This is a genomic window from Halonatronomonas betaini (assembly GCF_015666175.1).
GTDB classification, from domain to species: Bacteria; Bacillota; Halanaerobiia; order Halanaerobiales; family Halarsenatibacteraceae; genus Halonatronomonas; species Halonatronomonas betaini.
Genome location: NZ_JADPIE010000002.1, coordinates 183,346 through 208,794 on the forward strand (window position 1 = coordinate 183,346; position 25,449 = coordinate 208,794).

Sequence of the window (25,449 nt, forward strand, 5' to 3'; positions counted from 1 at the left end):
CAATCGCTTTAAAATACTGGATTAAATCTAGATTTTGACTGGAGGTGGTTGGGATTGTGAATTTTATTGTTAATTGGCTGTTAATTTTCTTGAATCGGTGGATCGGTAATAGAGATTGGCCTGGCTGGCACAGGCAAATGGGTCCTGCTGGCAGCTGGCTGGCTGATAGAGACAGTCTTTACAGAGCTGTCTGTGGATTTCTGCCGGGATATTGGCCAGGCTGAGTTTTTTGCAGATCAGGTCTTTGTCTCCAAGCCGGCGGAGGAAGGTCCAGTATGATGGCAGGTCTGGATCGCTGTTGATCTCGCTGATTGATGGCGGACGGCCAAGGCTGGCATATTTTTGTAGATAGATGATAATTAGTTCTTTCTCGCTGTACTGGGTGCCTGGTCTTCTCGATGATTTCGGCCTTTTAGAGGCCTGTGGGTTGTTTTTAGGATCTCTTTGCTTAATGATAGTGACCACTCCTTTTTGGTTATGTTAATTCCAGGTTATTATTTTTGGGTCTGGAGTTTTGATTTATGGCAGAGTTTCTAATTAGTATTATCTGGAAATAAAATATGTTTAATTCTATTATATTTGCGGATATTTGTCAAGTGGTTTCTGGGGGTTTTTTTCAGGATTTGAAATTTATTTTTTAAAAATAATCCTTCGTTGCACTACCCTCTTCTATTAGTCAGGGGCTGGCGGTTATATAATTAGGATATAGCTTGAGTTTAGAGGCAGTTAATGGTTTGATGGATTTTATACTGACCAGGATTGGAGGTGGTGTTAATGCTTGAGGGTATTTTCTGTCAGAACTGTGGCCAGCTCAGTGATTTTAGTTTTTATCATGAGAATGACCTCTATGAACTGCAGTGTATTATTTGCGGGGCGGAGGGTAGAGATTTAGTTTTCTAAGTCATTTATAAGTCAGACCACCGGGGCGAGAGAACTGTGAGGATCTAGTATTAAAAATTTAATTCAGGGGGAATCTGAAGATGATATTAATGGTTAAGTGTTTGCGCTGTGGCCATAAGCTGGTTTTAAATGTTGGGGAAGGTGGACTGGAGGCTGCTAGTTGCAGTATCTGCGGGGCTCCTGGGGTTGATCTGAAGCTGATAGGGGATGTAAAAAAGATGATGCCGGATAGTGAGTTAATTGCTGGAGTTTTTGGGAGAGTGGCTTAAATTATGAGAGGGGTTGATCTGTATGGCAGAGGTTAAGGGTCCGTTGATGTCGATGAGTGCCAGCGGGAGGTTAGGCAAAGATGTGGTTTATTTTGAGCGTGATGGCAAGCAGCTTGTCAGGAAATATGTGAAGCATTCTATTTCTGATAGCAGCAAGAGTGTTAATAACCGGAATATTTTTAAGGAGGCGATAAAGCTTTCCAAGCAGCTGACTGATCTTGATAGGGAGGCCTGGAATCTGATGACTGAGGGGCTGCCGATCAATGGCCATAATCTTTTTATGAAGCTTGCGATGGATACGATGCATAGTGGCAATGATTTTCTGCCGGTCTCTATTCATAATTATAGTTTTATGGCTAATAAGGCCTGTGACAATTATCTCCGGCTGGATGTGGCCTTTAATGGTAAGCCTGATGGTGATTTCTTCTTATTTATCGGTGAGGGCAGTTTTAAGGACTGGGTTGCCGGGGATGTGATTAATGGCGAGGGTGGTGTTAGTGACCTGCTGCTTTTTAGTCTGGCGAATACTGGCAAAACCGGTTCTGGAGGCTTTACTGTTAATGGTTTCCTGCCTGGTCAGGAATACTGGTTCAGGTTGGTCGAAACTGAATATCAGGGGATTTCGGCAGTTTTCAATTTTGGAGGATAGTAGGAGGGGTGTAGGAGGGATGTAGGAGGGATAGCGGACTAAAGAAAGGGGGAACAGATAATGAATAAGATTAAGTCGATAGCGATAGATGTCGGTCATGGCGGGAAGGATCCAGGGGCGGTTGCTGATCTTTATGACGATGGGGCTGCCAGGCTGGCCAACCGTGGTAGATTGCTGGAGAAGGATTTGAATTTGCGGCTCGGGGCTGAGGTCTTTGGCCAGGCCCTGGAGGCCGGATTTGATGCTCATCTCCTCCGGGGCGGGGATTATGATCAGTCTCTGGGCCAGCGGACTGATCTGGCCAACCGGCTTGGAGTTGATTTGTTTTTGTCTATCCATCATAATGGGGCGGCTTCTGCCGCTGCTGGCGGAACTGAGACTTTTTATTTTCCCGGGAGCCAGGGCGGTGAGCTGGCTGCCAGGCTGGTTCAGGCTGCCATGGTTGAGGCGCTGGGGCTTGCTGACCGGGGGATTAAGGCTGCTGACAATCTCCATGTATTGCGGGCAACCGGGATGCCGGCTATTCTGATTGAGCCGCTCTTTTTGACCGGGGAGGCTGATCAGGTGATACTTTGTGATGGTGGCTATTTTAGGAGGCTGGCTCAGGCGATTGTTGGAGGGATTCTGGGGGGATAGGGGGTTGGGCGGCTGAAAGTATTAGATAAGACTAGTTATATCGAACTATTTAGGTATAAAGTCTCATAATTATCGCCCTCTTTTTGAAGGAAAAAATGCCATAATATTCAAGTTTAATTAATAAGTATGATTTATCAACTTTATTATAGGGGGTAGATAATATGAGAGTATCGAAAATTAAGCTGGTTGGTATTATTTTTCTATTAGTCTCCTTTTCTCTGGCTATGACTGCCTGTGATGGTTTAGATGATGGTGTGACCGTTGACGATGATAATGTTTCAGAATATGAAATATTGGTTTATGATGAGACCAATGATGAACCGATTGAAGGTGCAGATATAAGTCTTGGAACTAATACTGATGAAACTGACTCAAAAGGGGTTGCTACCTTTGAGGATATTGAAGAAGGGGAGAATGAATTAGTTATAGATGCTCCTGCTTACGAAGATTATAGTGAATATGTTGAAGTCAGCGAGGAGACATCTCCCCATTCTACATATCTTGAATTAGAAATTGAGCTCGCAGACTTACCCAGAAGTATGGTGGATGAGGGGCCGGAGTCTACTGGTCTTTCTCTAGGAAATACTGTGATTGCACAGGATATTTATGATAGAGATGTTGGATATATGGTTCTGAAATCTACTGCTAATCTTTATCTTAATTTACTTGATGAATATAATGACTGGATAGAGAATAAGATTAATGAAATAATGAGAGCTGATAGAGATACTGGAATTGATCTGGATATGATTGTTGGCGGAGAATATCAGGAGGAATGGAGTTACACTTGCAGCGATGACAATGAACTAAATAGAGAAATGCTGGGGGTCTTAACTGACGAAAGTGAGCATGAAATAAATGAAGGGGATAATGATAGTGATTATTATGAAAATAAATATAAAATAGAAATAGATATTGAAAATGAAGAAAATAAAAAAGGTGAGCTTTATTTCAGTGATGATTATACCAGATATAATTATTTAGAGGAAACTGAACTACATATTCCTCAAAATGGTGAGGTTGTTGTGGTAGATGCTCATTTTCAGGTTATTCATGATGAAGTTGAAAGATTTACTGTCATTTCATTTAATGTAAATGATAATGTTTACTTTAATGATGATGATTATTTTTCAATGGAAATGAACTTATTTGCAAATATTCAGGAGAATGGAGATGAAAAAACTGTAGAGTTTATTTATAATGAAAAAGATGATCATGAGAAAGATGAGGGTATTACAGCGAATTATGTTACAAAGTTAGCAGGTATTGAAGCTGATGATAATTTGACTGTTGGTTTAAATACCTGGTTTGGAAAAATCGGCGATGACAATCCTGGCTATGCGATGAATTTTGTACTTGGAGAAAATGAAGCAGATGAGATCTCTGATATAACTTCAGGAGAAATTAATGATCTGGTGATCTACGGTTTTGTTGATGATATTGATTCTTTCCCAAATGAAAAAAATGATAGTCCGGAACATGATTTTTACAGTGAAGAATCGTTTATAGACGAGGAAGGTTATCCAGACCAGGAGCAGGTGGATGAGATTTCAGAAAGTATGAATTATGATATAAATGCTAGTGATTTTGGTAATCCATCTGCTTTAATTGAGGAAATGGGATTATATTAAGATAGAATTTAAGACCCCACCAGTTCAAATCTTTTAAAGCTGGTGGGGTTAGCTATATTTTCAATCTATATCTTCTTTCACCGATCTTTTCGAGTTTGGAATTCCTTGATTTTATCATCATTTTATAAAGTAATAGTCTCTTTTCAGGGTCTCTATGCCTGGGGCCGCTGCGATAGCTGTTTTGAGCTGAGCTATTAGATGCTTTTGTATCAGTCTGTGATTTGTTCTGGCTGTTTGCTTCCAGGTAGTCTCTAACTTTAAGCATTTTAGCTCTTTTTTGACTGCGAGTTTTTCTATATCCATCTAAAGTTATTTTTGCCATCGCCATCTCCCCCTTTGTAACTTTAATTTTAGCATAATAATATTTCTTTTAGAAACTTAACGGATTTGTAAATGGAAAGAGCCTGGCCAGGCCCAGACTCTTTGTTGGTTATTCTTCTTCTGCTTCTTCTGGTTCAGTTTCGGTGGCTGCTTCTTTTTGAGCCTTAGCAGCTTTGGCCATTCCTTCAACTTTTTCTAGTAGTTCTGGCATCATTTCAAATAATTTATCCAGTGATCTTTTGCCATCTAATTTTACCAGGTCAACTTTGTCGCCTTTAACTACAAGAATTGCATCTGGAGAGATTCTGCAGCCAAGGCCGCCACCGCCGCCTTCGCTTTTATTACTTTCTTTATTTTCTTCGCCTATGCCGCCGCCCATGCCAAATGAAGCTGTTACTATTGGAATTAGTTTAATATTGCCGAGATCCATTGGTTCGCCGATTACTGTTTCTGTCTTGAGGAATTTGTCCAGTTTGTTATACATTGTTTCTAAAACATTTTGAGTCATTGCCATTTTTAAAACCCCCTATTTTTTATTGACTTTCTTTTTTAGCCTGATATTTTCTATAGAGATAAAGAGCCAGGAGTCCACCGGTAATTGCAGGTACATAGTTTAGAAATCTATTGATTATTAAAGGTAATCCATCCATTAAATTCCCCCTTATAAATTGAAATTTCCCAATGATTTATACTAACTTTCATTTATATTTGATAAAGCCATTAACCCAGGTTATTTAGTCTGGGCCAAAGGCATGAATCCTGCTATTTTGATTTGATTGTTGCAAGTATTTCTGGATAATCTTTATTTATATCGATTTCCTGGTCAGGAATGACGCCACTACTTGTTTCCTGGCCACCTGGCCGGACGAAATATTTATAGGATGACCGGCCCTGGAGGCTGGTATTGGGCAGCTCGAAGAAGAAAGAGTCGCCATAACTGGTTGGTAATCCTCCTGTCTCCTGGCCTACTATCCGGGCTGCTTCATAATCCTGGCAGAGGGCTGCAAAGTCTGCTGCAGCTGAAAAAGTCGCTGGACCTACCAGTAGATATGTCTGGCCTGAAAAACGATAATCATTTTCTGGCGGATGAGTTAAGCCTGGTTCGGATTTATAGATGTCATCTCCTCTGATAAGATTTAAAAATCTATAATAAATCTGGCTGTGCCAGGGTTGATGTCTGGCAAGTACAGGTCTGGAATAGCGGGTATCGACCCTGGAAAATGAGCGATAGGGCGTATCAGTTAAATAGTGGAAGACTTCGTTGAACTGATAGGTTGAGCCGCCGCCATTATTTCTCATATCTATTAAAAGATGGTTGATTTCTTGCTCTTTGATCTCTTTAAAGGACTCCTCTAAAAAGTTGAAATAGTCTTCGTTCATCTCAACAGGGACTGAATTTATTACTAGCAGGGCAGTCTCAGCTGATATGAAATCCAGTTTATAGGGCTGCTCTGCTGTGCGGGCTGGTAGTTGATCTTCCTGCAATCCCTGGAGGGTTACAGTCTCTTCTCTTTCTCCTGGTGCTCTGTATTTTATTGCAAATGGGCCTTCGATATCAAATAGTGCCCAGAGTAAGCGGCTGAAGTTATTTGACATAAGTCTTGCTCCGAATACTTTGCTTTCGTAACTGAGGACAGCTAGCATATCATTTTTAATTCTCTCTGCCAGGATGCCGTTAATGGCCAGAAGCTGTGAGCCTTCAGGAAGTTTTTCTTCGGTCAGGATATTTTTTAAGGTTAAAACTTCATCTTCCAGCTCCACTCTTAGTGGAAAAATGGTTCCACCGACTGCCAGGTAATCATTCCACTTATCCTGTGGAAAGAATACCTGAGTATGGCCATCCCTGAATAGGGCAGCCAGAGAAGCCAGTTTTTGATAGGCTTCTAGCAGTGTGTACTCGTCTTTTTCGTATAGCTGAGCTATTAGATCTCTCTGAAAAGGTTCGACTACTTCTTTAGAAGTTGTATGATAAATATTGGGATGGACTTCTTCTAAAAGCTCCCTCATATAAAGAAGATCGGCTTCTATCTCTTCAGGCGATATGGCCTGGGCTGAAATAGAAAATAGGATAAGGCCAGCGATTAATATGAGTAATGCTTTTTTAAGGATATTCTTTCTCATTATTGGACACCTCGAAATAATCAGTTGTGCTGGAGGACAAAATAATTATTGTCTTCACATGTTACTTTATATTATACTTGCAAAGATTAAATATGTCAATCTAAATATTAATTTTATTTAATTATAATCGCGATGATTTAAGAATATTATATTTACATTCTGATAAATTTAAAACCAGACTGGCTGCTGTTGCTAGGAATTAATGGCTGCAGCAGGTCTGGCTGAAGTTACGAGCTTATAATTTATTATCTTTTGGATCTTCAAAGTATAAAAATTTCATGAATTCTTTAAAGTTGGCTTCTATGGTATTTTTATTAAGACTGTAATAATGGGCCGGGGCTTCTACCCGCATTTTGACAACGCCCTGCATCTTTAATGTGTTTAGGTGTCTGGAGACTGTCGATGGATTGATCTGCATATGCCTGCCCAGGTTATCGACTGTCATCTCATGATTTTCGGCAAGCAGACGAAGGATTCTGTTCCTGGAATTATGGGAAAAACTCTTGAAGAAATAGGCGAATTTGTCATGCATAATTTATCTCTCCTTTTTAGAAAAAAAGTAGTTGACAGAATTGATATTTATAGTTATACTATATATATTATATGTGCATTTGTCAAGATATAAATATGCGCATATGTAAATTAAAAAGGAGGGGTTTAGATGGACGTCAAAACAATTAATGAAAAATTAGGTTTAAAAGGCAAAGTTATTGTTGTACTGGCTATTCTAGCTGTAGTTGTGGGAGGTTATTATGCAGTTACTGTTAGAAGTGACACCAGAATAACTAAAGCCCTCTCTGAAATGCCTCAAGGTCAGATTCAAATGATTAATGATGTCGGCGAAACAATTACTCTTGATCTTAGAATTGCTGAAACTACTGACGCTAGAAATGCTGGTTTTAGAGGTGTTGGCTCAGAAGTAGTTAATAATACTATCATTCTTTATAGATATACCAGAGATACTGTTGCTACTCATCTATTGGATAAGGTTAGGGTTCCCCTTGATCTTGCTTTCTTTACTGCTGATGGTGAATTGATTACTGTTGTTCAGACAGAGCAGGGTGCTTCTACTAGATATAGTGCAGGTTCCCGTGTACAGTATAGATATATTTTAATGACAGGCCAGGGTTTCTTTGAGAGAGCCGGGGTTTCTGCTGATGGCGAGGCCAGGCTGGTTATTGATTCTTTAAGCAGGCAGTAATTTTATATTATAAAAATAAGTTTGTGCCTGTATAATATAATATTTAAATTTAACTGGCTAGAGCTATTATTCCAGCCAGTCTTTTATTTCTAAGCAGAAAAAAGCCAGCCCGAAGGTTATTAAAATTGTTTGAAGGCTCCAGGCTGGCTAATATATATATGATATGAACTTAAGCTAGGTTAAAATATTGGCTGCCACCAGAATATGCATAATCGCCGCAATGATTGGGATCATGATAAGTGTTCTTAGAATGAAAAGGACAACTAATTGATGGAATCTAATCGGTATATCGCTAAACATATCCATCATCATTGGTCCGACTGCCGAGAAGAAGATCAGCTGGGAAATTGAAAGAACGGCAATAAAGAATTTAGCCGGCATTGAAGCCTCAACAACCATTAGGGCTGGAAGGAACATTTCGGTAATACCGATAAGTGTTGCCGGTGCAAGCATCTCTGCATCTGGAACATTAAATAAGTTTAATAAGGGTACCATTGGCCGCCCAAGCCAGTCAAAGATCGGAGTAAATTCAGCTATCAATATAGCAATTGTACCAACAGCCAAAATTGTCCCTATAATCAATGAAGCCAATTTTAATCCATCAATAAATCCTCTAAAGGCAACTTTAAAGAAGCCCTCTTCTTCCTTAACCTTTCTTATGGCTTCAGAAACTGCATACTGGAAGTAGTCTTTAACTGAACCTTTTATTGGCTTTTCAGGATCTGGTTCTACAACGTAATGGTCTGGAACCCTGGATAATGGAGGTATCCTTACTGTTACAATAGCTGCTACCAGCATACAGATTAGATAGGACAGGAAGATATATGGAAAGACATGGAGTAAATCCAGTGTTGCTGCAACTACTCCAACAAAACCGATACTAACTGTTGCAAAGCAGGTGGCATTGATAAATACATGGCGTTTGGAATAGCCTCCCTCTCTGTATACCAGGTTTGTAACGTACATGCCGACAGAGTAAGATCCTATCCAGGAAGCCAGGGCATCAAGGGCTGCCCTACCTGGCACCTTAAATAATGGCTGCATCAAAGGCCTGGCAAGGGTACCTACAAATTCCAGGCCACCTAAGAGAACAAAGAGTGATAGGAAAATAGCGCCAATCGGAATGATTACGGCTACAGAGAATGTCAGTGTTCCCCACATTAAACCGCCAATATCTGGCCTGTGGAGGACAGCTGGGCCAATATCAAAGAACATCATTATGGCCATTGCCAGTCCTAAAATCCTTAATAACCAGAAGATTGGGCCTGATTCATAATAACTGGTAAATTCAGAGTCAAGCATTTTCTTTTCACGGTTTTTATTTAAGAGGGCTATAGTCGAAAAGAAAGCACTAATTAGAATTGAAATAAAGACATAAATTCCTACGGCGGAACCGAAATTACCTGTGATATAACTGACAACTATATCAAAGGGTACTGTTGTTCTGCCATTGGAACTGACTGGAAATAGGAAAAATCCTATACCTATTACGAGGGCAATTGCAAAAACTAAAAATGGCTTCCATTCAAAATCCTGAAGTTCTAGCTCTTCTATAGGTTTTGGTTCCAGTTCTTTCTCAATCTCATAAATTTTCCCTTCTCCACCAGTCTGACTGCTCATGATTTAACCTCCCTGTTTTCTTTTAAGAATCTAACTTTTCCTGGACAGTTTTCTTAATTAATTCTTCATCGGCCTGATATGGCAGAGTTACATGGCCGGAACCAGATTTATTTTTCTGCCATTCAAGCATAGTTTCAATTGCATGTTCATTCCTGGCCCAGGCTCTTCTGGCCACACCACCATGGACGTCCCAGTCTACTGAGGATTTAATTATATTGTCTACTCTATTGCTGCCATCTAGGACTAGTCCGAAGCCACTATTAAAGCATTTACCTATCCCTACTCCACCGCCATTACTCTGAACGGCCAGGGTCATTCCTCTGGCAGCATTTCCGGCAAAACACTGGACTGACATTTCAGCCATGATATTGCTGCCATCTTTAATATTGGCTGTTTCTCTAAATGGGGAATCTGTACCGCCGGTATCATGATGGTCTCTGCCTAACATTATCGGGCCAATTTCTCCATTTCTTACCATCTCATTAAAGACAAGGGCTATTTTAACCCTGCCTGGCCCATCAGTATAAAGTATTCTTGCCTTTGATCCGACAACCAGGTCGTTTTCCTCGGCATCTTTTATCCAGTGGTAGTTATCATAATCCTGAGATCTTCTTTCCGGGTCTATACATTGGGCTGCTGCCTCGTCTGTCATTTTTAAATCAGAGTCTTTTCCACTTAAACAGACCCAGCGGAAGGGACCATAACCGTAATCAAAACAGATCGGGCCCATAATATCCTCTACATAGGACGGGAAGATAAAGCCTTTATCTGGATTATCTTCATCAAGGGCAATTTCTGTGGCACCTGCATCGTAAACAGCTTTCATGAAGCTGTTGCCATAGTCAAAGAAATATGCGCCTCTATCTACAATCTTTCTGATAAGCCGAAAATGTTTCTGGAGCGAATTATCGACGGCATCTTTAAATTCAGCTGGATTATCATCTAATAGTTTCCTGGCCTGATCATAGGGATAACCAACAGGTATATAACCGCCACTATAAGCCTCATGGCAGGAGGTCTGATCTGATAAAAGGTCAACTTTTATATTATTTTCCACTATATAAGCAAGTAGATCAACGATGTTGCCGTGATATGCTATGGAAATAGCTTCTCCGCTTTCCTGGTATTCCCTAACCCAGTCAAAGATCTGATTAAGATCATCAGAAACTTTGCTCAGCCAGTTCTGCCTCTGTCTTGTCTCTATGGCAGATTTATCTACTTCTGCCAGGACACCGATACCACCTGCTATTTCTATGGCCTTAGCCTGGGCGCCACTCATCCCCCCGAGGCCTGAGGTAACAAATAGCTGACCACTTAAGTCTTCGTCCTGGTCATTATCTAAAAACTTGCGGCCGGCATTAAGAAGGGTTGTATAAGTTCCATGAACTATTCCCTGAGGACCTATATACATCCAGCCGCCGGCGGTCATCTGGCCATAATTAGCAACCCCCATCGCTGCAGCTTTATTGAAATGCTCGGAATCATCAAACATACCTACCATTATGGCGTTGGTTGATATTACTCTAGGGGCATCTGGCTTTGAGGGAAATAGCCCCAGGGGATGGCCTGAATGAACAACTAATGTCTGATATTCATTCATTTCCTGTAGATATTTCTTGATAAGACGATATTGCATCCAGTTCTGGAAGACCTGACCACTTTCGCCATAGGTTACAAGCTCATAGGGATAGAGAGCAACCTCAAAATCCAGATTATTATCAATCATCAACTGAAGAGCCTTTCCCTGAACTGTTTTCCCTGCGTAATCATCGATTGGCTTAGCCTTGATTTCTCCTTCCGGGCGATAGCGGTAACCATAGATGCGACCTCTAGTCATCAATTCTTCCATAAATTCAGGTGCCAGTTCAGCATGAAGTTCAGCTGGAATATACCTGAGAGCATTCTTTAAAGCAGTTTCCATCTCTTCCTGATCAAGTTTTAGCTCTCTCTTTGGAGCCCGACGAATATCATCCCTGAACCTTGGTTTAGGAGGCAATTCAGATGACAGCTTTATCTTCATTGCTTCACCAACATCCAGATTAATTGAATCAATACTCACTATTTTCCCCTCCTCGGTTAAAATTTTTAATTTTATTACTTATTAGATAATTCTCTATTATAATGAAAGTTCCTGCATAACGACAGGCTAAACTAAAGTTTAATTTTACAGTTTGTTCTTTATATCAAATGACAAGTCTAGATTTTTCATCCTAAAATATTGATCTTATTATGCTTTCATGAAATTAACTTCTACCAAACTTCTATTCTAATATAACCAATTAATTCTTCTTTACATATGCCTCACCTAAAAATTCTGGAACACTAATTCTAATACGGATGCAAATAAAAAACCTGGCCGTGATAGCCAGGTTTTTTGTATTGCTTAAACTTTTATCTCTTTTATATTGTCTATGATCTGGTCTGCGATATTAAGGTAGATTTTGGAGATTTCATGGTCTGGATCTTCGAATATGACTGGTTTACCTGTATCGCTTAGCTTTCTGATTTGGGATTGAAGTGGAATTTCTCCCAGGAGCTCAATACCTAGCTGGTCTGCCAGTTCCCTGCCGCCATTTTTGCCGAAGATATAGTCTTTATGGCCGCATTCTGAACACTGGTAATAGGCCATATTGTTGACCAGGCCCAGGACGTCCAGGTCTAGCTGTTCGGCAAGCTGGCCGACTCTACCGGCAACGCTGGTTGCTGTTTCCTGGGGTGTGGTGACTAAAAGCACTGATGTATCTGAGAACTGCTGCATGATATTTAATGGCATATCGCCGGCACCTGGTGGCAGGTCAAATAGGAGATAATCCAGCTCTCCCCAGTAGACATCTTCCATAAACTGTTTTAAGGCGCTCTGTAATAATGGTGCCCGCCAGATTACGGCCTCGCTCTGATCGCCAACGAATGAGGCCATTGACATTACTTTGATTCCGTTTTTATCCGGAGGATAGATCTCCTCTTCGCTTTTTGCCTTTGGTTTATCTTTAAGTCCCAGGATTCCAGGAACATTGAAGCCATAGATATCGGCATCGACTATGCCAACTCGCTTTCCTCTCTCTTTTAGGGCTGTTGCCAGGTTAACTGTAACTGTTGATTTGCCGACTCCACCTTTGCCGCTGGCCACAGCTATTAGGCCTTCATGAATTGAGCCGTGGTTTAAGATTATTCTTCCGTCTTCGATATCGTACATATATTATTTCCTCCTGTTATTGTATTTAATGTTCATTCCTTAAAAGGATATTACTATCTTAGTTGGTTTTCAGTTGAATGCTTAACATTATGCAATTAAAAAAACCTGGCCGTGGTGGCCAGGCTTTTGTCTGGAAAGGTCTGGATAGGTCTAACCCGGGGTGTGGGTTTTATTGGTTAGAGGGTTGAGAAGCTGTAGATTCCGGCCTCACCGGCGAAGTGGCGGGCGGTGTTTTCTTTGTTCGGAATGATGTCTGGTTTGATCGGGATCAGGCCATTATCCTGGAAGTTGGAGTATTCATTGATGGCCACCAGGCCTGTTGGATGGTCGCCAGTTGTTTCCATCCGGTAGATGCGATATTCTTCAGCGCCATCGACTGGCTGCCAGTTGATCTCGACGAAGTTATCGTCATCCAGGGCCTCAAAGTCTGGCACGGAGCTCATGTGGGCCATGCTGGGGTTTGTCTCCCGGCCTCCGATAACTGCTGTTACGGCATAAAGGACTGCGTTATCGCCTTCGGTACCGACGACATATGAGTCGATTGTGGTCGGTGGAAATAGATACTGGGTCTCCTGGTCAATTGTGAAATAGTAGTTTGATTCTCGGTCTAAATCTTCTAAGTCTGCGAAGTTGATCTCTCCGGCTGTGGCCATTACTGTTGTGCTCTGATTGAGAGCGGTCGGTGTGTTCCCGTATTTGATTGTGACCGGGCCATCTTTATCGACCATAAAGCTGATGGTGCAGCTGTCGATGGTCTCTTCTTCGATTTCGACGGCTGAAATCAGGTTAAATAGGGGCATGGAGTTGATTATGGCTTTAACCCTTTTGATAAATAGGTTGTAGCCTGTTAATGGCTGGCCTGAGGCTTTGAGTTTCCAGGCGGCTTTGTCGTCTCCGGACAGGCGCTGGTATAGCGCTGTTGCCTGGCGGAATTTGTCTCTGACGGCGATCTGTTTCTTTGTGTTGGGCTGGGTGGCAGTGACATGGCGCCTTACATAGTTGATGCCTTTCCATTTGCCAAAGACCATGGAATCTCCGAACTTTCCTGATGCGTCGATTGAGAATAGTGGTCCTGTAACCTTTGCCATAGTGATCCTCTCCTTTTTTAGGTGGGGCAGGCTGGCTGTGGGTTTTAGCCAGGCCTGCGGTGGTGATGGCCAGGGCCGGTGGGCTGGCCTGCTGGCTTTGGTACCTCTGTTACTTCCTGGAGGAGCGTTCTTCCAGGATGGCCTTTACAGTGGCGACAGATTCGACCAGGGAGATAAGGATTTTATCTACCCTGGTTAATAGGAGGATGCAGATTGCTGCCGGGAACCCGTAATTGACAAAGAGTTCGATAATCTCCTCCATAAGCTGCCTCCTCTCTCTGGGATAGCTGTAATTGTTGCTTTACAGCCAGGCGCCTGGCTTCAAACTTGCCCCGGGCGAGAGTTTCTGGAGGTCTTTTAACTTACTTTTTAATTCTATCATGCTATGGCCAGGTTTTATACAGGTGGGTAGTGCAACGAAGGGGTAATTAAAAAGAAAAATCCCCTGGCTGATTTTGATTAGCCACGGGATTTATATTGTTTTTCTACTATATAATTTTATTCTACAATGTGGACATCACTTGAATTAAAATCAATACTTATTTCATCGCCTCTTTGAAAGTCTTCTTTTAATCTTGTATTAAATATGTTAATTTTAATTGGTTTCTTTAAGCCTATATCAATATAATATTCATTGTGGGTTCCTAAGAAAACACGATTCTTTATTTTACCATTTATTAAACCCTGATTTTTTTCAGTAATATCCAGTGATTCTGGTCTTACAACTAATTGAACTTCATCTCCAATATTAAAGTCACCTTTTTGTTCTTTAGTTAAGCTTCGTTCTCCCATTATATCTAAAGTGAAACTGTTTCCTGAATTATTAGTGATTTCTGCTGGAAGAAGGTTTACTGTCCCAATAAAATCAGCAACAAATTCATTTTTGGGCTGAAAATAAACTTCTTCTGGATTCCCTACCTGTTCAATATGGCCATCATTCATAATAACAATATTATCAGAAATACTCATTGCTTCATCTTGATCATGAGTAACATAAATTGTTGTAATTGATAAGTCTCTCTGAATTCTCCTGATTTCATTACGCATTGTTTCTCTTAATTTGGCATCTAAATTTGAAAGTGGTTCATCAAATAATAGAACTTTTGGTTCCATTATTAATGCTCTTGATAGTGCAACTCGCTGCTGCTGGCCTCCTGATAATTCTCCTGGTCTTCTATCTTCATAACCCTCCATACCAATGATTCTTAATATTTCATTTAATTTTTCTTTTTGTTTGGCTTTATTCATTTTCTTAAACCTAAGGCCATAGGTTATATTCTCAGCTACTGTCATATGAGGAAATAATGCATAGCTTTGAAAAACCATAGCTGAGTCTCTTTTATTAGCTGCTAAATCATTTACTCGTTGGTCATTAAAATAAATATCTCCATTAGTTGGATCTTCAAATCCGGCAATCATTCTTAAAGTTGTGGTTTTACCACAACCAGATGGTCCTAAAAGTGTTGTTAATTCTCCTTCTTTAAAATCCAGATTGAAATCATCAACTGCTGTTACTGATTCATCCATTTTAGGTGAATCAAAAATTTTGGTTATATTATTTAATTTTACTGAAGCTTTTTCAAGATTTACTGTTTTAGTTTTCATTTTATTACACCTCAAAGTTATTTTTATCAGGTGATATAACTACTGGTATTATCTTCACCAAGGAATTTCTGTAAAATACCAAAGACTATCATAACAAATACTATTAAGAAAAGACATAATACACTAGCTGCTCCTAGTTCCATTAATTCAGTATGTTGCAGAATCTGTATTGTAAGATGATTCCAGCGTGCTGATACAACAAAGATTATTGCACTAACTGCTGTCATTGCCCTTACAAAACTATATGATACTCCAGATAATATTGCTGGTTTTAGTAATGGTAATGTTATTCTAGAAAAAGTCTGAGCACTATTAGCACCTAAATCTTTTGATGCCTCAGAAATCGATGGATCTATCTGATTTAAAGCTGCTACTCCAGCTTCAATACCTACTGGCATATTTCTTAATGCAAGCAAAGTTATAATTATAAATATTGTACCTGTCATTACTATCCAGCCATCATTAAAAGCCAATACATAGCCTATACCTATTACTGTTCCTGGCACAGCAAAGGGTAACATTGATGAAAACTGTAAGGCTCTTCTTCCAATAAAATTCTTTCTGACTACTAAAAAAGCAATTATCATACCTAAAACACCTGAAATAGGTGCTGAGCTCACTGCCATTATTATTGTTCGTCTGATTGTTCCAAAGCCACCTCTGAAGGCATATTGGAAATGATCCAGGGTCAATGAATAATCTATACCCCAGAGCCTGAAGAAAGATCCCATAATAACAGTAGCATATAAAAGTATTGCAAAACTACTAATAAATAGCATGTATATGAATAATGCATACTTTACTGGTTTTGAAGCTAAATCTCTTTGACTTCCAGAAGGTTTCCCAGTAACTGTAACAAATGATTTTTTATCTACCCAATATTTCTGGAAAAGGAATGCTGTTAAAGAAGGTATTAGTAACAATATAGCAAATGCTGCACCTCTAGCAAAATTGTATCTACCTGTAATCTGGATATATGCCTCTACTGAAAGCACATTGAAACCTTCTCCTAAAACCATTGGATTTGCAAAATCTGCTATTGACATAACAAATGATAATAACCAGGCACTTGCTACTCCTGGCAGAGCCAGAGGTAAGGTTATGGTTCTAAATACATCAAATTTATTTGCTCCCAAATTCAAACCGGCATTTTCCAATTCTGTACTAATTCTTGCTAATACTCCTGCTATTACTCGATATGCAATTGGCATTAAACCTAAAGTTTGAACTATTATTAAGCCATCAAGTCCATAGATGCTATAGCCTCTAAGACCTAAAAGTTGGCTAGTTATTAATCCTCTGCGTCCAAATAAAAGTATTATGGAAATTGAAAGCATAAATGGTGGGGATATCAATGGAATCATTACAATTTTTTTAAACAAGCTTTTACCTGGTAAAGTTACTTTAGTTAAACTATATGCTGCTAGAAATCCAACTATCGTTGAAGTTGTTGCAACAGAAAGCCCTAAAATCATACTATTTGTAAAAGCCTGTCTTAGTCTTGCGCTAGAGAATATCGCTATGTACTGTAAAAAACTGAACTCTCCATCAACTGTAATACTCCTTATAAATACTCTCACTAATGGATATAAAATAAATACTGCTACTATTGTAGCAACTAATCCAATTGTTGCTGATAAAATTGGATCTTTTTTAAAAGTTATTATTAAATTTTTAAAACCCTGTTTAAGTTTATTAGATGTCATTGGATACACCTCATAATTAGTGTTAAACCAATAGGCCCATAGGGGTAAGGCCTATTGGTTTATATAGTTTATCTATTGATTTTTATATTTGCTTATTTAATTAACCGCCTATTTCTTCATCCCATCTATCAAGTAATCTTTCTCTATTCTGACCTGACCAGATATCGTCCTGATCTATTACTGTTAAGTCTTCGATAGCAAAGGCGCCTTCTCTTAAATCTTCAGCAGTCATGTCATTTCTTGTTGGAATTGAGAAGAAGTTAGCATATTCTTCAGCTGCTTCTCTACTTAAGAAATGATCATATAATTTTCTTGCTATCTCTGGATTAGGGCCACCTTCTACTATTGAAATGGAAGCTACCTCATAACCGGTTCCTTCTTCAGGAAAAGTTATTTCAATTGGATAGCCTTCTTCCTGCTGTTGTAATAGATCATGAGCATAAGCTATAGCTACTGGAGTTTCTCCCATAGCTACGTTTTGAGCTGGACGGAAACCAGAACGTGTATAAGAGATAATGCTTCTATCTAATTCATGCATATATTCAAATGCTTCTTCTTCTCCCATAATCTGAACCATGGTTGCAAGAACGTTATAGGCAGTACCTGAAGTACTTGGATATGCCATTTGTACCATATCTTCGAATTCAGGCTGTACTAAATCATCCCAGGATTGTGGTTTTTCCAGGCCATAATAGTCTAATAGGTCAGGATTGCTACTAAATGCTAATGCACCAAGATATAGCCCTGCCCAACGACCTTCTGGGTCTCTAAACTGCTCAGGTATATACTCTTCTCTAACTTCACTATCATAAACTGCTGTAAGACCATTTTGAGCTGCTTCTATATGTCCAAGACCAACTCCACCAGTCCAAAGATCTGCCTGTGGATTACTTGATTCTGCTTCAAGTCTTGAAACTACTTCACCTGTTGAAAGCTGTACGTATTCTACTCTGACACCATGCTCTTCTTCAAAGCTTTCAAAAAGATTCATTGCTGCATCTTCATCCATAGTATTATAAACTGTTATAGTCTGGGCTTCTACTTGACCACTAAAACTAAACGCAAAAACAAAAAGACCGATAAATAGGATTATGCTTAATTTTTTCATTTAAGTATTTCCTCCTTTAAATTGGCAAAAATTAATATAAAAAAATAAAAAGCTTTAAGAGATTTTTGTCCTAATTCAAACCTAATCATTAGTAAGTTCCTCATAACAAAGTCTGTTATACGATAGCATTAATTATTTTTTATCTAGCTAATTCCAGGCCTCACCTCCACAATTGATAATTAAGTTTATTACTAAATTGAATATAACATTTTTAAAAAAGTTATATGTTAATTGAATGTTAAATCTATGTTAATATCTATTAAACATTTAATAATAATTTTTGGTTCAATGCTTTATGGACACCTTCCTCATTATTTGAAGTAGTTATAGCATCTGCCGCAGCTTTAACTTCTTCGCTAGAATTAGCCATTGCCACTGAAAACCCTGCTTCTTTAAACATTGGAACATCATTAAGTCCATTGCCAATAACCATTGTTTTATTAATTGGAATTTTTAAGTGGCTGGCAAGAAATTTAATCCCATCACCTTTATTAGCTTTAAGATTACTAATTTCTATTGAGTCCTCTGATGCTCTAGTTATATGTAGCTTTTCACCATAGTTGATCAGAAAATCATTGAAGCCCTTCTTTATTTTTTTAGTTGATTTATGATGGAGCAGAATTTTTATTGGATCTTTAAGATTCAATCCATCTATGGATTTTATATATTTAATATTTTTCACTTCTTTTAATTCCCTATGAATATCTTGCATTTTTTCTGAAGTAGTATATATTGTATCTTCATAATAAATACTAATAATATATTCTTCTTTTTTTGTTTTATTAAATATCTCAATTAATAATTTTTTGGGGAATGTTATTTTTTTATAGGTCCTATTTTCATCTTTTATAAGACCTCCATTGGCTGTTATAAGTGGAAGATTAATTTCCAGCTCTTTAGCATAGTTTTTTAATGAGTGATATGGGCGCCCACTAGCTAATGTAACTAATAGATCTTTATTCTTAAGGTTAAGTATTGTTTGCTTAGTCTTTTTAGTAATATCTTTGTTATCATTTAGTAAGGTGTCATCTACATCAATTGCTATTAATTCATAGGGAAAATTGGGCATTAAATGTCTCTCCTTTAATTTGAGTTAGTTACTACTGAATGCTGGATACCAGAGTCAAAGTTTATACTAAACTGAATTGGCTTTTCGCCAGAAAATGTTATTCTATCAATTTTTAAAATCGGGGTTCCTATCTCCATATTTAAAACTTCTTTAATAGGTTCATCTACAGAAATAGCTTCAATTTTCTGCCTTGCTTTTGTAGGTCTGTTGCCAGTTTCCATAAATGTATTGTAAATAGACTCTCTTTCAAGATCTATTTCTAAAATTTTTGGGCAGATATCTTTAGGAATATATGATTCTTCATAGGCTTTTGGGATCTCATTTGCAAGTCGAATTCTTCTAGTGAATATAATATCTGAGTCTTTAGCTATTTTTAATTTTTTGGAAATGAAATCATCAGATTTTATTAACCTTCTTTCAAGTAAAATTGAAGAAGGTTTGCTTCCAAGCATTTTAACTCTTTTATTAAAACCTATAAGTTCCTGTAATGTATCAATTCTATTTTCTTCTTTGGAAATAAATGTGCCTTTTCCTCTTTTGCGATGCAGAATTCCCTGTTCAACAAGTTTATCAATGGCTTTTTTTATAGTCATTCTACTGACATCATATTTTTCGCTTAGATCTCTTTCTGATGGAATCTGTTCACCTGGTTTAAACTGTTTAGCATCTATTTTTTCTTTTATAACATTCTCTAATTGATGATATAAGGGGATTGGACTATCAGGGTTTAATTCTGTCATATTGTTGACTCCTTTTTAAATAAGAATGGAAATTTAACGTAATTATTTTTTATTAATTGAAGCAGATAATTTAAACTATTTTGGAATATATGTATAGTGGACTATACCACGTTAAATGTATCTTACCATTTCTATTTATTAATGTCAAACAATTTTCACTATTAATTAAAAAAACTGCTGGATTATCTCCAGCAGCCTAGTTTGATCTATAAACTATTCTTTTTTGAATTATTATAAATCTTGTTATTTGCTTATATTTACTCGATCATTGATTCCAGGGTTACGGAAATAGAATAGTTATGTGTTTCTTCAAGGGTAAATGGTTCAGTTACTATATCGAACTGTGGATAGGCGTCGTCATCTGTTGAACGGATTCTTAGATAGGTGTCATATTCTGCATCCCAGGGAGCTTCATCGCCATCGCGAACTTCTTCTGGAATTTCAAATGCTAAATGGCCACCTTCATCTGCCGGTTTCCATTCTGTGAATCTTCCTGCTGTCTCTTCGCCGGCTTCGGCTCCTGCATATAGTGAAGCTTCCCAGTCTTCTGTATGGCCAAATTCATTGGTTCCGGTAAAGAGGATTAAAGAAACTAATGCTTCTCCTTCATCCTGATCATCTACCACATTTACTTCAGTATTTAAATTTAATGCAACATCTATGCTTTCATCTTCGCCTAAAGTAAAGGGGGCTGAGACGAAATCAAATTCAGGGTATTGATCATCCATGCTTCTTAAGCGGACATAGGTATCCATTTCTACGTTCCATGGAACTTCGTCGCCTTCACGGACTTCACCTGGAAGTTCAAACTGAATATATTCATTATCGATTGGCTTCCATTCGGTAAACCTGCCTGCTGTCTCTTCGCCTGCAACTGCACCTTCATAAAGAGAAGCTTCCCACATCTCAACCTGACCGAACTCATCTTCAGCCATATTTAAGCTGATAGTTACATCTGAAATATCTTCTGCGTAATTTGTATTGGCAATCGGGACAAAAGCAAATACCATAATTACAGCCATTAATATAATCAGTCTTTTCTTCATAGGTTAATACCTCCTTATAAATTTTGCTAAATAATTTTTCTGTTCATAATTATAGCAAAGTAATTTTTTGATGTCTAATAAGATCTTTTTATAAATTCTTAATATTTTACTCTGCTTAACATATTTAGGCAGTAAACTTCTTAGTTTTTAGTTGAATTGAATAAAAATAATAGCTATAAGTTTTATTTATAAATTAATTTCTGGCTTTAATAATTAAAAACCAGGGGTTTTTTGATAGTTTGTTGTAATCAGCAGGATCGGCTTCTTTGAATTTTTCTGTAGGCACTGGTTCCAGGAGTTCTTCGATCTGGAAGCCGGCTTTTAATAATGGGGAGATAATTTGATTTAACGGCCTGCGATAAAACTGGACTTCGACTTTTTTATTGCCTGGCTGCCAGTGATCTGTCAGGAGTTCTGTTGCGAAATAGTTGTCTCTATCAAATACTGTGAAGTCCATGAATGGGTGATGGACAGAAAAACCAGACTGCCTGACTTTTTTAATATTCTATTGAACTCGGCCATGACTGGCTCCCAGTCTTTTATATAATGGAGGGTTAGGGATGAGATTATAAGGTCTAGTTCCTGATCTTTTATGAAGTCCAGGGGCTGGTTAAGATCTGCCTGGATTATTTTTGCCCTGCTGCCGACTCTCTTTTCTGTCATTTTGATCATCTCTGGACTGAAGTCGATGACTGTAACTTCTGCTCCCTGATTGAGCAGCCACTCTGTATACCAGCCTGCGGCACAGCCGGCATCCAGGACTTTTTTATTTTTAACTGGTGGTAGCATTGAGTTTAGATTGTTTAAAGTTAAAATACTTTTATGTTAATATTATAAAAGAGTTACTTTTGTATCAGGGGGTATCTAATAATGAAAAGTAAATTTAATTTTAATAGAGATAGCTTATTAACTGTTGTCTGGACTTCGCTATTTACAGGAATTATTTTAGTTCTATATATTCCTGAAACTAGAGAAATGTTTGTTAAGGCTACAAATAATCACCCCTATCTTATGGGAATGCTTAAATTAGGGGTGCTTGGAACAATGGGAGACTTATTAGGTAGCAAAATAGTTCAGGGCAAGTGGGTTTTAAAAGGAATAAATCTTCATAAGAGAATACTTGTCTGGGGTTTTATAGGGATATTATTTACAGTTGCCTTTCCAATTTATTCATATGGAGTCGAAGGACTTTTAATGGAGGGTTATCTTCCAGGGAGTAATTCAGCCCTATTAACTTCATTTTGGAAATCTTTTTTGATGAATTCTTTATTTGCTTTTCCGATGATGGTTATAAACCGCTTCCTCAATAAGTTGATTGACCACAATAATTTATTTAGTATCTGGCCAATTTACAAAACCTTTAAAGAAATTAACTGGGAGCAAATGTTAAAAATTGTTGCTCCTACCTGTCTCTGGTTTTGGCTGCCGATAAATACAATTACTTTTCTGTTGCCATCAGTTTATAGAGTTATTAGTGGTGCTTTACTTGCTGTTGCTTTAGGATTTATTTTGGGCATGGCAAAAAAACTAGGTGTCCAGGAAAAACAGGTTCAATGCTGATTTATTAGAATGATGTTTTAATTTATGTCAATCTAACTTTGCTTGATGTCAGGAATATCACCATTTTAAGTTACCTGAGCACGAATTTTTTATAAAGTATCATTAAAAGAATTAATCCAAATACTGTTGCAAATCCGGCCAGCAAAAATGCTGGTGTAAAAGAACCGGTAAGATCTAAAAGCCAGGAGCCTATTAAGCTTGTTATAGCTCCAAGTCCAAAGGCGCTAAAGACCAGGCCATAATTCATGCCAAGATGTTTGGTTCCTGAAATCTTTGCCACAACTACAGGAAATAGGGCAAAGGTGGTTGCATAGCCCAGACCAAGCAGAAGTGAACATATAAAGAGTAATAGATAATTTGTTGCCACCCAGGGAAAAGCTATAAAGACTGAACTCTGAATTATATAAACACCGATCATAACTCGAATGGATCCAAAACGGTCAGCCATCCAACCCATAGCAGGTCTGCCCATACCATTTGCCAGAGAATAAAATGAAACAGAAAATGCTGCAAAAGCAGGTGCCAGCTGAAGTTCTATCTCCCCATAGGCTGTTAAAAGACCAATAGCTGTTAAACCACCACCTATTACTGCGGCAAGTGCTAACCATAGCATATAAAACCTTGGTGTTCTTATGAATTCCTGTGGCGTCACCTCTTCCACCACTTTAATAACATCCTTAACTTTAAAGTTAGAATTTACATTTTCAGGAGCTTTCCAGTTTGAAGGAGGGTTTTTTATAAGATTTGCTCCTATAAATGAAACTGCTGTTATAAAGATACCCAGAGCAAAGAGAGTTCCATCAACTCCCCAAACTGCAATCATCTCTTTTTTTAATGGTGCAAAAATAACAGCTGCCAGACCAAATCCCATAACTGCCAGGGAAACTGCAAACCCGGGACGATCAGCAAACCATTTCCGAGCTGTTGGAGCTATTGTAGCATAGGTGAGTCCACAGGCTATCCCGACACCAATTCCATAAGCAAGGGTTAACCAGATTGGGTAGGGGAAAAATCTCATGAGAGCTGCCAGGCTATATCCTACCAGGAAGATTATTGATCCAACCATTGCTATCTTTCTAGGGCCATATTTATCCTGGAGCCAGCCTGCTGGAATCATTGTTAATGAAAATACTATGATCATAACAGTAAATGGCAGGTTGGCCTGAGCCGCTGTCCAGCCCCAATTTTCAGCCAGTGGTAGCACAAATGAACCCCAGGCATAACTCATACCACCCATTAATGATAGCAAAAACCCTCCAAATAAAACAATCCAGCGTCTACGAAGTAGTTTTTCACTGTTTTTTATATTATTTTTCATGCTGCTCCTCCTGAAAGCCTTTTTATAAGTCACTATATTTTTTGTTTTCCTTATTATTATAATTAGACATATTTAAAGGAATACCTGCATAATAATAAATTATATTTATTAAAAAGGCTTAAATTTTAAAGATTATTGAAATTAAGTTTTTCCAGTTCATCTGGAAATTCCAGCCAGTAATCAGGGAAGTAGCCTCTGCCTTCTCTGTTTTTTAAGTCTGGCTCAAAATTAATTCTGGTACCAATTCCAGCTCTTATTCCAGAGTTATTTAGGATAAATTGAGAGAATCCCCCGGATAATAATGAACCTCTGGTATTACTGCCTATGAAGGTTACATTCTCTAACTGCCTGAGGTATCTTATGAAATATTCTCCTGCTGAAATCGTCTGGCTATTGGTCAGTACTATCAGGTCTGTATCATTTTCCAGTTCCCGGGTCAGGTCTATTCTAATATCTGACCAGCCCCGGTGTGAGAGAGGGCTGTAATTGTTTTCTATAGTAGTTTTAAATCGTTGACGGGATTCTGGTGGGTACTGCCAGAGGTTATTTTTCATTAATCTATAGGAAGCCTCGGTTCTGAGATAGGCTTCAACCTGATTTTCTCCAACATATCTGCCTGTGAATCTCTGGAGCCATCTACCGGCATACTGCGGAGAGCCACCGGCATTCCATCTTAAGTCTATTATTAATTTATCGTATTCACTAAGATTTCTGGCATCAGAGAGAAATTGGTTGAGCTAGGCTTCCTGATTGGAATCTAGAGGATGTAAACTTCTGATTTTTATTGCTGGAATTCCATTGATTTCGGTTTTCTTGTATATTTCATCTTTTTCTGGACTACCTAACTGGCTTTCATTTTCCTGCTGTTGGATTTTAGTAAGTGAGATTTCCTCTGTATATTCTTGATCTGATTTTAGCTGTATCTCCCTGGCTATTGCTGTTTGTTCTTTTTCAGTAGTTTCAAGCAGTAAGCCAGGGTGATAATGTTTATTGCCATCTCTGTCGATAAAGGGCCAGATTGATTCTTCAAGTTCATATCCGGCTAATCTCTGAAATTCATGGCCTGATTCTTTTTCGATATAATTAATTTCGCCAGCATCAGTTATCTCTCTATTAAATTTGAGGCCCTCATTATAGAATAGTCTGTAATCGACTCCCTGCATAATCTCGCCAACTCTAAAGTGATTATCTTTTATATAAGCTAGTTCTGAATTTATAAAGCTATCCAGTTTATCTACTTTAATTTTTTCTTCAGGAGTACCTTCAGCTTCAAGATTTTGGATAATGTTGGTTTCGGCAGTGTTGAACTTTTGATCGCCGCCAAAAAATTGATAGCCAGCATAGCCATATTTCAGGGTTTTAAATAAGAATTCTGTATCGGCAATTGCTTCTTCAATTGTGATATATTCCTGGCGATCGATAAGATCTTCTGGACCATCTACTTTTAATTTTTCAAGGTATTCTGAAGTGAATACTTCCTGGAGTTCACTGGAATCATAGTCATAAAGAAGTTGCTGAAAGTCTTCTCTGAGCTGGATTCTATCAATTTCTTCTGCGAGGGCCTGGCTATTATCTAAAATATTAAATCCTATTATGGTGATAATGGTTATTATAAGTAGAACTGGCTGGAATTTTTGAGATTTAAAAATACTCATAAATTATCCACCT

At 38.4% G+C, this 25,449-nt stretch carries 27 protein-coding genes and 1 pseudogene; 8 read left to right on the plus strand and 20 right to left on the minus strand.

Annotated elements, in window-relative coordinates; genetic code table 11:
• Nucleotides 1-69: 69 nt before the first annotated feature.
• Entirely contained in the window at nucleotides 70-465 is a 396-nt protein-coding gene (locus I0Q91_RS03980) for a hypothetical protein (RefSeq protein ID WP_270453017.1), read from the minus strand.
• A 309-nt stretch (nucleotides 466-774) separates the two neighbouring features.
• Between I0Q91_RS03980 and I0Q91_RS03985 the strand changes: the two genes are divergently transcribed.
• The 5 genes from I0Q91_RS03985 to I0Q91_RS04005 all read left to right on the plus strand — a co-directional run bounded on the left by I0Q91_RS03985 (nucleotide 775) and on the right by I0Q91_RS04005 (nucleotide 4,085).
• On the plus strand, nucleotides 775-900 hold the full coding sequence (locus tag I0Q91_RS03985; RefSeq protein WP_270453018.1) for a hypothetical protein: 126 nt from the start codon (nucleotides 775-777) through the stop codon (nucleotides 898-900).
• 80 nt (nucleotides 901-980) lie between these two features.
• Nucleotides 981-1,169, plus strand: coding sequence for a hypothetical protein (locus I0Q91_RS03990; RefSeq protein ID WP_270453019.1), 189 nt, complete (start codon nucleotides 981-983; stop codon nucleotides 1,167-1,169).
• Nucleotides 1,170-1,191: 22 nt separating this feature from the next.
• Nucleotides 1,192-1,818 (plus strand): hypothetical protein, encoded by a 627-nt coding sequence (locus tag I0Q91_RS03995; protein ID WP_270453020.1) that lies wholly within the window; start codon nucleotides 1,192-1,194, stop codon nucleotides 1,816-1,818.
• Nucleotides 1,819-1,878: 60 nt separating this feature from the next.
• Nucleotides 1,879-2,454 carry an N-acetylmuramoyl-L-alanine amidase family protein gene (locus I0Q91_RS04000; RefSeq protein ID WP_270453021.1) on the plus strand — a complete coding sequence of 192 codons (576 nt, stop codon included), beginning with the start codon at nucleotides 1,879-1,881 and terminating at the stop codon, nucleotides 2,452-2,454.
• A 161-nt stretch (nucleotides 2,455-2,615) separates the two neighbouring features.
• Nucleotides 2,616-4,085, plus strand: coding sequence for a peptidase associated/transthyretin-like domain-containing protein (locus I0Q91_RS04005; protein ID WP_270453022.1), 1,470 nt, complete (start codon nucleotides 2,616-2,618; stop codon nucleotides 4,083-4,085).
• A gap of 52 nt (nucleotides 4,086-4,137) precedes the next feature.
• On the opposite strand, the gene I0Q91_RS04010 is transcribed toward I0Q91_RS04005, so the two are convergent.
• The 4 genes from I0Q91_RS04010 to I0Q91_RS04025 form a co-directional block, all read right to left on the minus strand.
• Nucleotides 4,138-4,407, minus strand: a complete 270-nt coding sequence (locus tag I0Q91_RS04010; RefSeq protein WP_270453023.1) for a hypothetical protein — start codon at nucleotides 4,405-4,407, stop codon at nucleotides 4,138-4,140.
• 108 nt (nucleotides 4,408-4,515) lie between these two features.
• A complete protein-coding gene (locus tag I0Q91_RS04015; protein ID WP_270453024.1) occupies nucleotides 4,516-4,920 on the minus strand; it encodes a GerW family sporulation protein in 405 nt (134 codons plus the stop codon).
• A 248-nt stretch (nucleotides 4,921-5,168) separates the two neighbouring features.
• The gene (locus I0Q91_RS04020) at nucleotides 5,169-6,527 is read right to left on the minus strand and encodes a S41 family peptidase (RefSeq protein WP_270453025.1); all 1,359 of its coding nucleotides are present in this window, start codon (nucleotides 6,525-6,527) and stop codon (nucleotides 5,169-5,171) included.
• Between the two features lie 235 nt (nucleotides 6,528-6,762).
• A complete protein-coding gene (locus I0Q91_RS04025; protein ID WP_270453026.1) occupies nucleotides 6,763-7,059 on the minus strand; it encodes an ArsR/SmtB family transcription factor in 297 nt (98 codons plus the stop codon).
• 129 nt (nucleotides 7,060-7,188) lie between these two features.
• Here I0Q91_RS04025 and I0Q91_RS04030 point away from each other — a divergent pair, with 129 nt between their 5' ends.
• Nucleotides 7,189-7,728: a DUF192 domain-containing protein gene (locus I0Q91_RS04030; protein WP_270453028.1), complete on the plus strand. Its 540-nt coding sequence runs from the start codon at nucleotides 7,189-7,191 to the stop codon at nucleotides 7,726-7,728.
• Nucleotides 7,729-7,902: 174 nt separating this feature from the next.
• Here the strand turns inward: I0Q91_RS04030 and I0Q91_RS04035 are convergent, their stop codons facing one another.
• The 4 genes from I0Q91_RS04035 to I0Q91_RS04050 all read right to left on the minus strand — a co-directional run bounded on the left by I0Q91_RS04035 (nucleotide 7,903) and on the right by I0Q91_RS04050 (nucleotide 13,629).
• Nucleotides 7,903-9,348: a YjiH family protein gene (locus I0Q91_RS04035; RefSeq protein ID WP_270453029.1), complete on the minus strand. Its 1,446-nt coding sequence runs from the start codon at nucleotides 9,346-9,348 to the stop codon at nucleotides 7,903-7,905.
• Nucleotides 9,349-9,370: 22 nt separating this feature from the next.
• A complete protein-coding gene (gene hutU / locus I0Q91_RS04040) occupies nucleotides 9,371-11,368 on the minus strand; it encodes a urocanate hydratase (protein WP_282550560.1) in 1,998 nt (665 codons plus the stop codon).
• A gap of 363 nt (nucleotides 11,369-11,731) precedes the next feature.
• Nucleotides 11,732-12,541 (minus strand): Mrp/NBP35 family ATP-binding protein, encoded by an 810-nt coding sequence (locus I0Q91_RS04045; protein WP_270453031.1) that lies wholly within the window; start codon nucleotides 12,539-12,541, stop codon nucleotides 11,732-11,734.
• A 176-nt stretch (nucleotides 12,542-12,717) separates the two neighbouring features.
• Nucleotides 12,718-13,629 (minus strand): hypothetical protein, encoded by a 912-nt coding sequence (locus I0Q91_RS04050; RefSeq protein ID WP_270453032.1) that lies wholly within the window; start codon nucleotides 13,627-13,629, stop codon nucleotides 12,718-12,720.
• Nucleotides 13,630-13,666: 37 nt separating this feature from the next.
• Here I0Q91_RS04050 and I0Q91_RS04055 point away from each other — a divergent pair, with 37 nt between their 5' ends.
• Nucleotides 13,667-13,828 carry a hypothetical protein gene (locus I0Q91_RS04055; RefSeq protein ID WP_270453033.1) on the plus strand — a complete coding sequence of 54 codons (162 nt, stop codon included), beginning with the start codon at nucleotides 13,667-13,669 and terminating at the stop codon, nucleotides 13,826-13,828.
• Between the two features lie 299 nt (nucleotides 13,829-14,127).
• Here the strand turns inward: I0Q91_RS04055 and I0Q91_RS04060 are convergent, their stop codons facing one another.
• From I0Q91_RS04060 to I0Q91_RS04095, 8 genes are all read right to left on the minus strand, one after another.
• Nucleotides 14,128-15,234: an ABC transporter ATP-binding protein gene (locus I0Q91_RS04060; protein ID WP_270453034.1), complete on the minus strand. Its 1,107-nt coding sequence runs from the start codon at nucleotides 15,232-15,234 to the stop codon at nucleotides 14,128-14,130.
• Between the two features lie 26 nt (nucleotides 15,235-15,260).
• The gene (locus I0Q91_RS04065; protein ID WP_270453035.1) at nucleotides 15,261-16,940 is read right to left on the minus strand and encodes an ABC transporter permease; all 1,680 of its coding nucleotides are present in this window, start codon (nucleotides 16,938-16,940) and stop codon (nucleotides 15,261-15,263) included.
• Nucleotides 16,941-17,040: 100 nt separating this feature from the next.
• Nucleotides 17,041-18,048 (minus strand): ABC transporter substrate-binding protein, encoded by a 1,008-nt coding sequence (locus I0Q91_RS04070; protein ID WP_270453036.1) that lies wholly within the window; start codon nucleotides 18,046-18,048, stop codon nucleotides 17,041-17,043.
• A 259-nt stretch (nucleotides 18,049-18,307) separates the two neighbouring features.
• Nucleotides 18,308-19,117 (minus strand): Cof-type HAD-IIB family hydrolase, encoded by an 810-nt coding sequence (locus tag I0Q91_RS04075; RefSeq protein ID WP_270453037.1) that lies wholly within the window; start codon nucleotides 19,115-19,117, stop codon nucleotides 18,308-18,310.
• Nucleotides 19,118-19,131: 14 nt separating this feature from the next.
• Entirely contained in the window at nucleotides 19,132-19,857 is a 726-nt protein-coding gene (locus I0Q91_RS04080; RefSeq protein ID WP_270453038.1) for a GntR family transcriptional regulator, read from the minus strand.
• 257 nt (nucleotides 19,858-20,114) lie between these two features.
• Complete coding sequence (locus I0Q91_RS04085; protein WP_270453039.1) at nucleotides 20,115-20,903, minus strand: hypothetical protein; 789 nt, start codon at nucleotides 20,901-20,903, stop codon at nucleotides 20,115-20,117.
• Between the two features lie 193 nt (nucleotides 20,904-21,096).
• Nucleotides 21,097-21,360, minus strand: coding sequence for a hypothetical protein (locus I0Q91_RS04090; RefSeq protein ID WP_270453040.1), 264 nt, complete (start codon nucleotides 21,358-21,360; stop codon nucleotides 21,097-21,099).
• Entirely contained in the window at nucleotides 21,309-21,692 is a 384-nt protein-coding gene (locus tag I0Q91_RS04095; RefSeq protein ID WP_270453041.1) for a class I SAM-dependent methyltransferase, read from the minus strand. Before I0Q91_RS04095 ends, I0Q91_RS04090 begins: the two co-directional genes overlap by 52 nt.
• An 81-nt stretch (nucleotides 21,693-21,773) precedes the next feature.
• Here I0Q91_RS04095 and I0Q91_RS04100 point away from each other — a divergent pair, with 81 nt between their 5' ends.
• Nucleotides 21,774-22,463, plus strand: coding sequence for a hypothetical protein (locus I0Q91_RS04100; protein ID WP_270453042.1), 690 nt, complete (start codon nucleotides 21,774-21,776; stop codon nucleotides 22,461-22,463).
• A gap of 70 nt (nucleotides 22,464-22,533) precedes the next feature.
• On the opposite strand, the gene I0Q91_RS04105 is transcribed toward I0Q91_RS04100, so the two are convergent.
• The 3 genes and pseudogenes from I0Q91_RS04105 to I0Q91_RS04115 all read right to left on the minus strand — a co-directional run bounded on the left by I0Q91_RS04105 (nucleotide 22,534) and on the right by I0Q91_RS04115 (nucleotide 25,436).
• Nucleotides 22,534-23,781, minus strand: a complete 1,248-nt coding sequence (locus tag I0Q91_RS04105; RefSeq protein WP_270453043.1) for an L-lactate MFS transporter — start codon at nucleotides 23,779-23,781, stop codon at nucleotides 22,534-22,536.
• Between the two features lie 125 nt (nucleotides 23,782-23,906).
• Nucleotides 23,907-24,503: pseudogene (locus I0Q91_RS04110) on the minus strand (S41 family peptidase); the annotation flags it as partial.
• A 15-nt stretch (nucleotides 24,504-24,518) separates the two neighbouring features.
• Nucleotides 24,519-25,436 carry a hypothetical protein gene (locus I0Q91_RS04115; protein WP_270453044.1) on the minus strand — a complete coding sequence of 306 codons (918 nt, stop codon included), beginning with the start codon at nucleotides 25,434-25,436 and terminating at the stop codon, nucleotides 24,519-24,521.
• Nucleotides 25,437-25,449: the final 13 nt, after the last annotated feature.

What these genes read in the sequence shown, in the direction of transcription:
- I0Q91_RS04020 (WP_270453025.1), bottom strand. Translation starts at nt 6,527, where the DNA reads ATGAGAAAGAATATCCTTAAAAAAGCATTACTCATATTAATCGCTGGC.
- I0Q91_RS04080 (WP_270453038.1), bottom strand. Translation starts at nt 19,857, where the DNA reads ATGACAGAATTAAACCCTGATAGTCCAATCCCCTTATATCATCAATTA.
- I0Q91_RS04045 (WP_270453031.1), bottom strand. Translation starts at nt 12,541, where the DNA reads ATGTACGATATCGAAGACGGAAGAATAATCTTAAACCACGGCTCAATT.
- I0Q91_RS03990 (WP_270453019.1), top strand. Translation starts at nt 981, where the DNA reads ATGATATTAATGGTTAAGTGTTTGCGCTGTGGCCATAAGCTGGTTTTA.
- I0Q91_RS04035 (WP_270453029.1), bottom strand. Translation starts at nt 9,348, where the DNA reads ATGAGCAGTCAGACTGGTGGAGAAGGGAAAATTTATGAGATTGAGAAA.
- I0Q91_RS04095 (WP_270453041.1), bottom strand. Translation starts at nt 21,692, where the DNA reads ATGCTACCACCAGTTAAAAATAAAAAAGTCCTGGATGCCGGCTGTGCC.
- I0Q91_RS04015 (WP_270453024.1), bottom strand. Translation starts at nt 4,920, where the DNA reads ATGGCAATGACTCAAAATGTTTTAGAAACAATGTATAACAAACTGGAC.
- hutU (WP_282550560.1), bottom strand. Translation starts at nt 11,368, where the DNA reads ATGAAGATAAAGCTGTCATCTGAATTGCCTCCTAAACCAAGGTTCAGG.
- I0Q91_RS04000 (WP_270453021.1), top strand. Translation starts at nt 1,879, where the DNA reads ATGAATAAGATTAAGTCGATAGCGATAGATGTCGGTCATGGCGGGAAG.
- I0Q91_RS04075 (WP_270453037.1), bottom strand. Translation starts at nt 19,117, where the DNA reads ATGCCCAATTTTCCCTATGAATTAATAGCAATTGATGTAGATGACACC.
- I0Q91_RS04085 (WP_270453039.1), bottom strand. Translation starts at nt 20,903, where the DNA reads ATGAAGAAAAGACTGATTATATTAATGGCTGTAATTATGGTATTTGCT.
- I0Q91_RS04090 (WP_270453040.1), bottom strand. Translation starts at nt 21,360, where the DNA reads ATGGACTTCACAGTATTTGATAGAGACAACTATTTCGCAACAGAACTC.
- I0Q91_RS04025 (WP_270453026.1), bottom strand. Translation starts at nt 7,059, where the DNA reads ATGCATGACAAATTCGCCTATTTCTTCAAGAGTTTTTCCCATAATTCC.
- I0Q91_RS04105 (WP_270453043.1), bottom strand. Translation starts at nt 23,781, where the DNA reads ATGAAAAATAATATAAAAAACAGTGAAAAACTACTTCGTAGACGCTGG.
- I0Q91_RS04060 (WP_270453034.1), bottom strand. Translation starts at nt 15,234, where the DNA reads ATGAAAACTAAAACAGTAAATCTTGAAAAAGCTTCAGTAAAATTAAAT.
- I0Q91_RS03995 (WP_270453020.1), top strand. Translation starts at nt 1,192, where the DNA reads ATGGCAGAGGTTAAGGGTCCGTTGATGTCGATGAGTGCCAGCGGGAGG.
- I0Q91_RS04070 (WP_270453036.1), bottom strand. Translation starts at nt 18,048, where the DNA reads ATGAAAAAATTAAGCATAATCCTATTTATCGGTCTTTTTGTTTTTGCG.
- I0Q91_RS04065 (WP_270453035.1), bottom strand. Translation starts at nt 16,940, where the DNA reads ATGACATCTAATAAACTTAAACAGGGTTTTAAAAATTTAATAATAACT.
- I0Q91_RS04100 (WP_270453042.1), top strand. Translation starts at nt 21,774, where the DNA reads ATGAAAAGTAAATTTAATTTTAATAGAGATAGCTTATTAACTGTTGTC.
- I0Q91_RS04005 (WP_270453022.1), top strand. Translation starts at nt 2,616, where the DNA reads ATGAGAGTATCGAAAATTAAGCTGGTTGGTATTATTTTTCTATTAGTC.
- I0Q91_RS04050 (WP_270453032.1), bottom strand. Translation starts at nt 13,629, where the DNA reads ATGGCAAAGGTTACAGGACCACTATTCTCAATCGACGCATCAGGAAAG.
- I0Q91_RS04115 (WP_270453044.1), bottom strand. Translation starts at nt 25,436, where the DNA reads ATGAGTATTTTTAAATCTCAAAAATTCCAGCCAGTTCTACTTATAATA.
- I0Q91_RS03985 (WP_270453018.1), top strand. Translation starts at nt 775, where the DNA reads ATGCTTGAGGGTATTTTCTGTCAGAACTGTGGCCAGCTCAGTGATTTT.
- I0Q91_RS04030 (WP_270453028.1), top strand. Translation starts at nt 7,189, where the DNA reads ATGGACGTCAAAACAATTAATGAAAAATTAGGTTTAAAAGGCAAAGTT.
- I0Q91_RS04010 (WP_270453023.1), bottom strand. Translation starts at nt 4,407, where the DNA reads ATGGCAAAAATAACTTTAGATGGATATAGAAAAACTCGCAGTCAAAAA.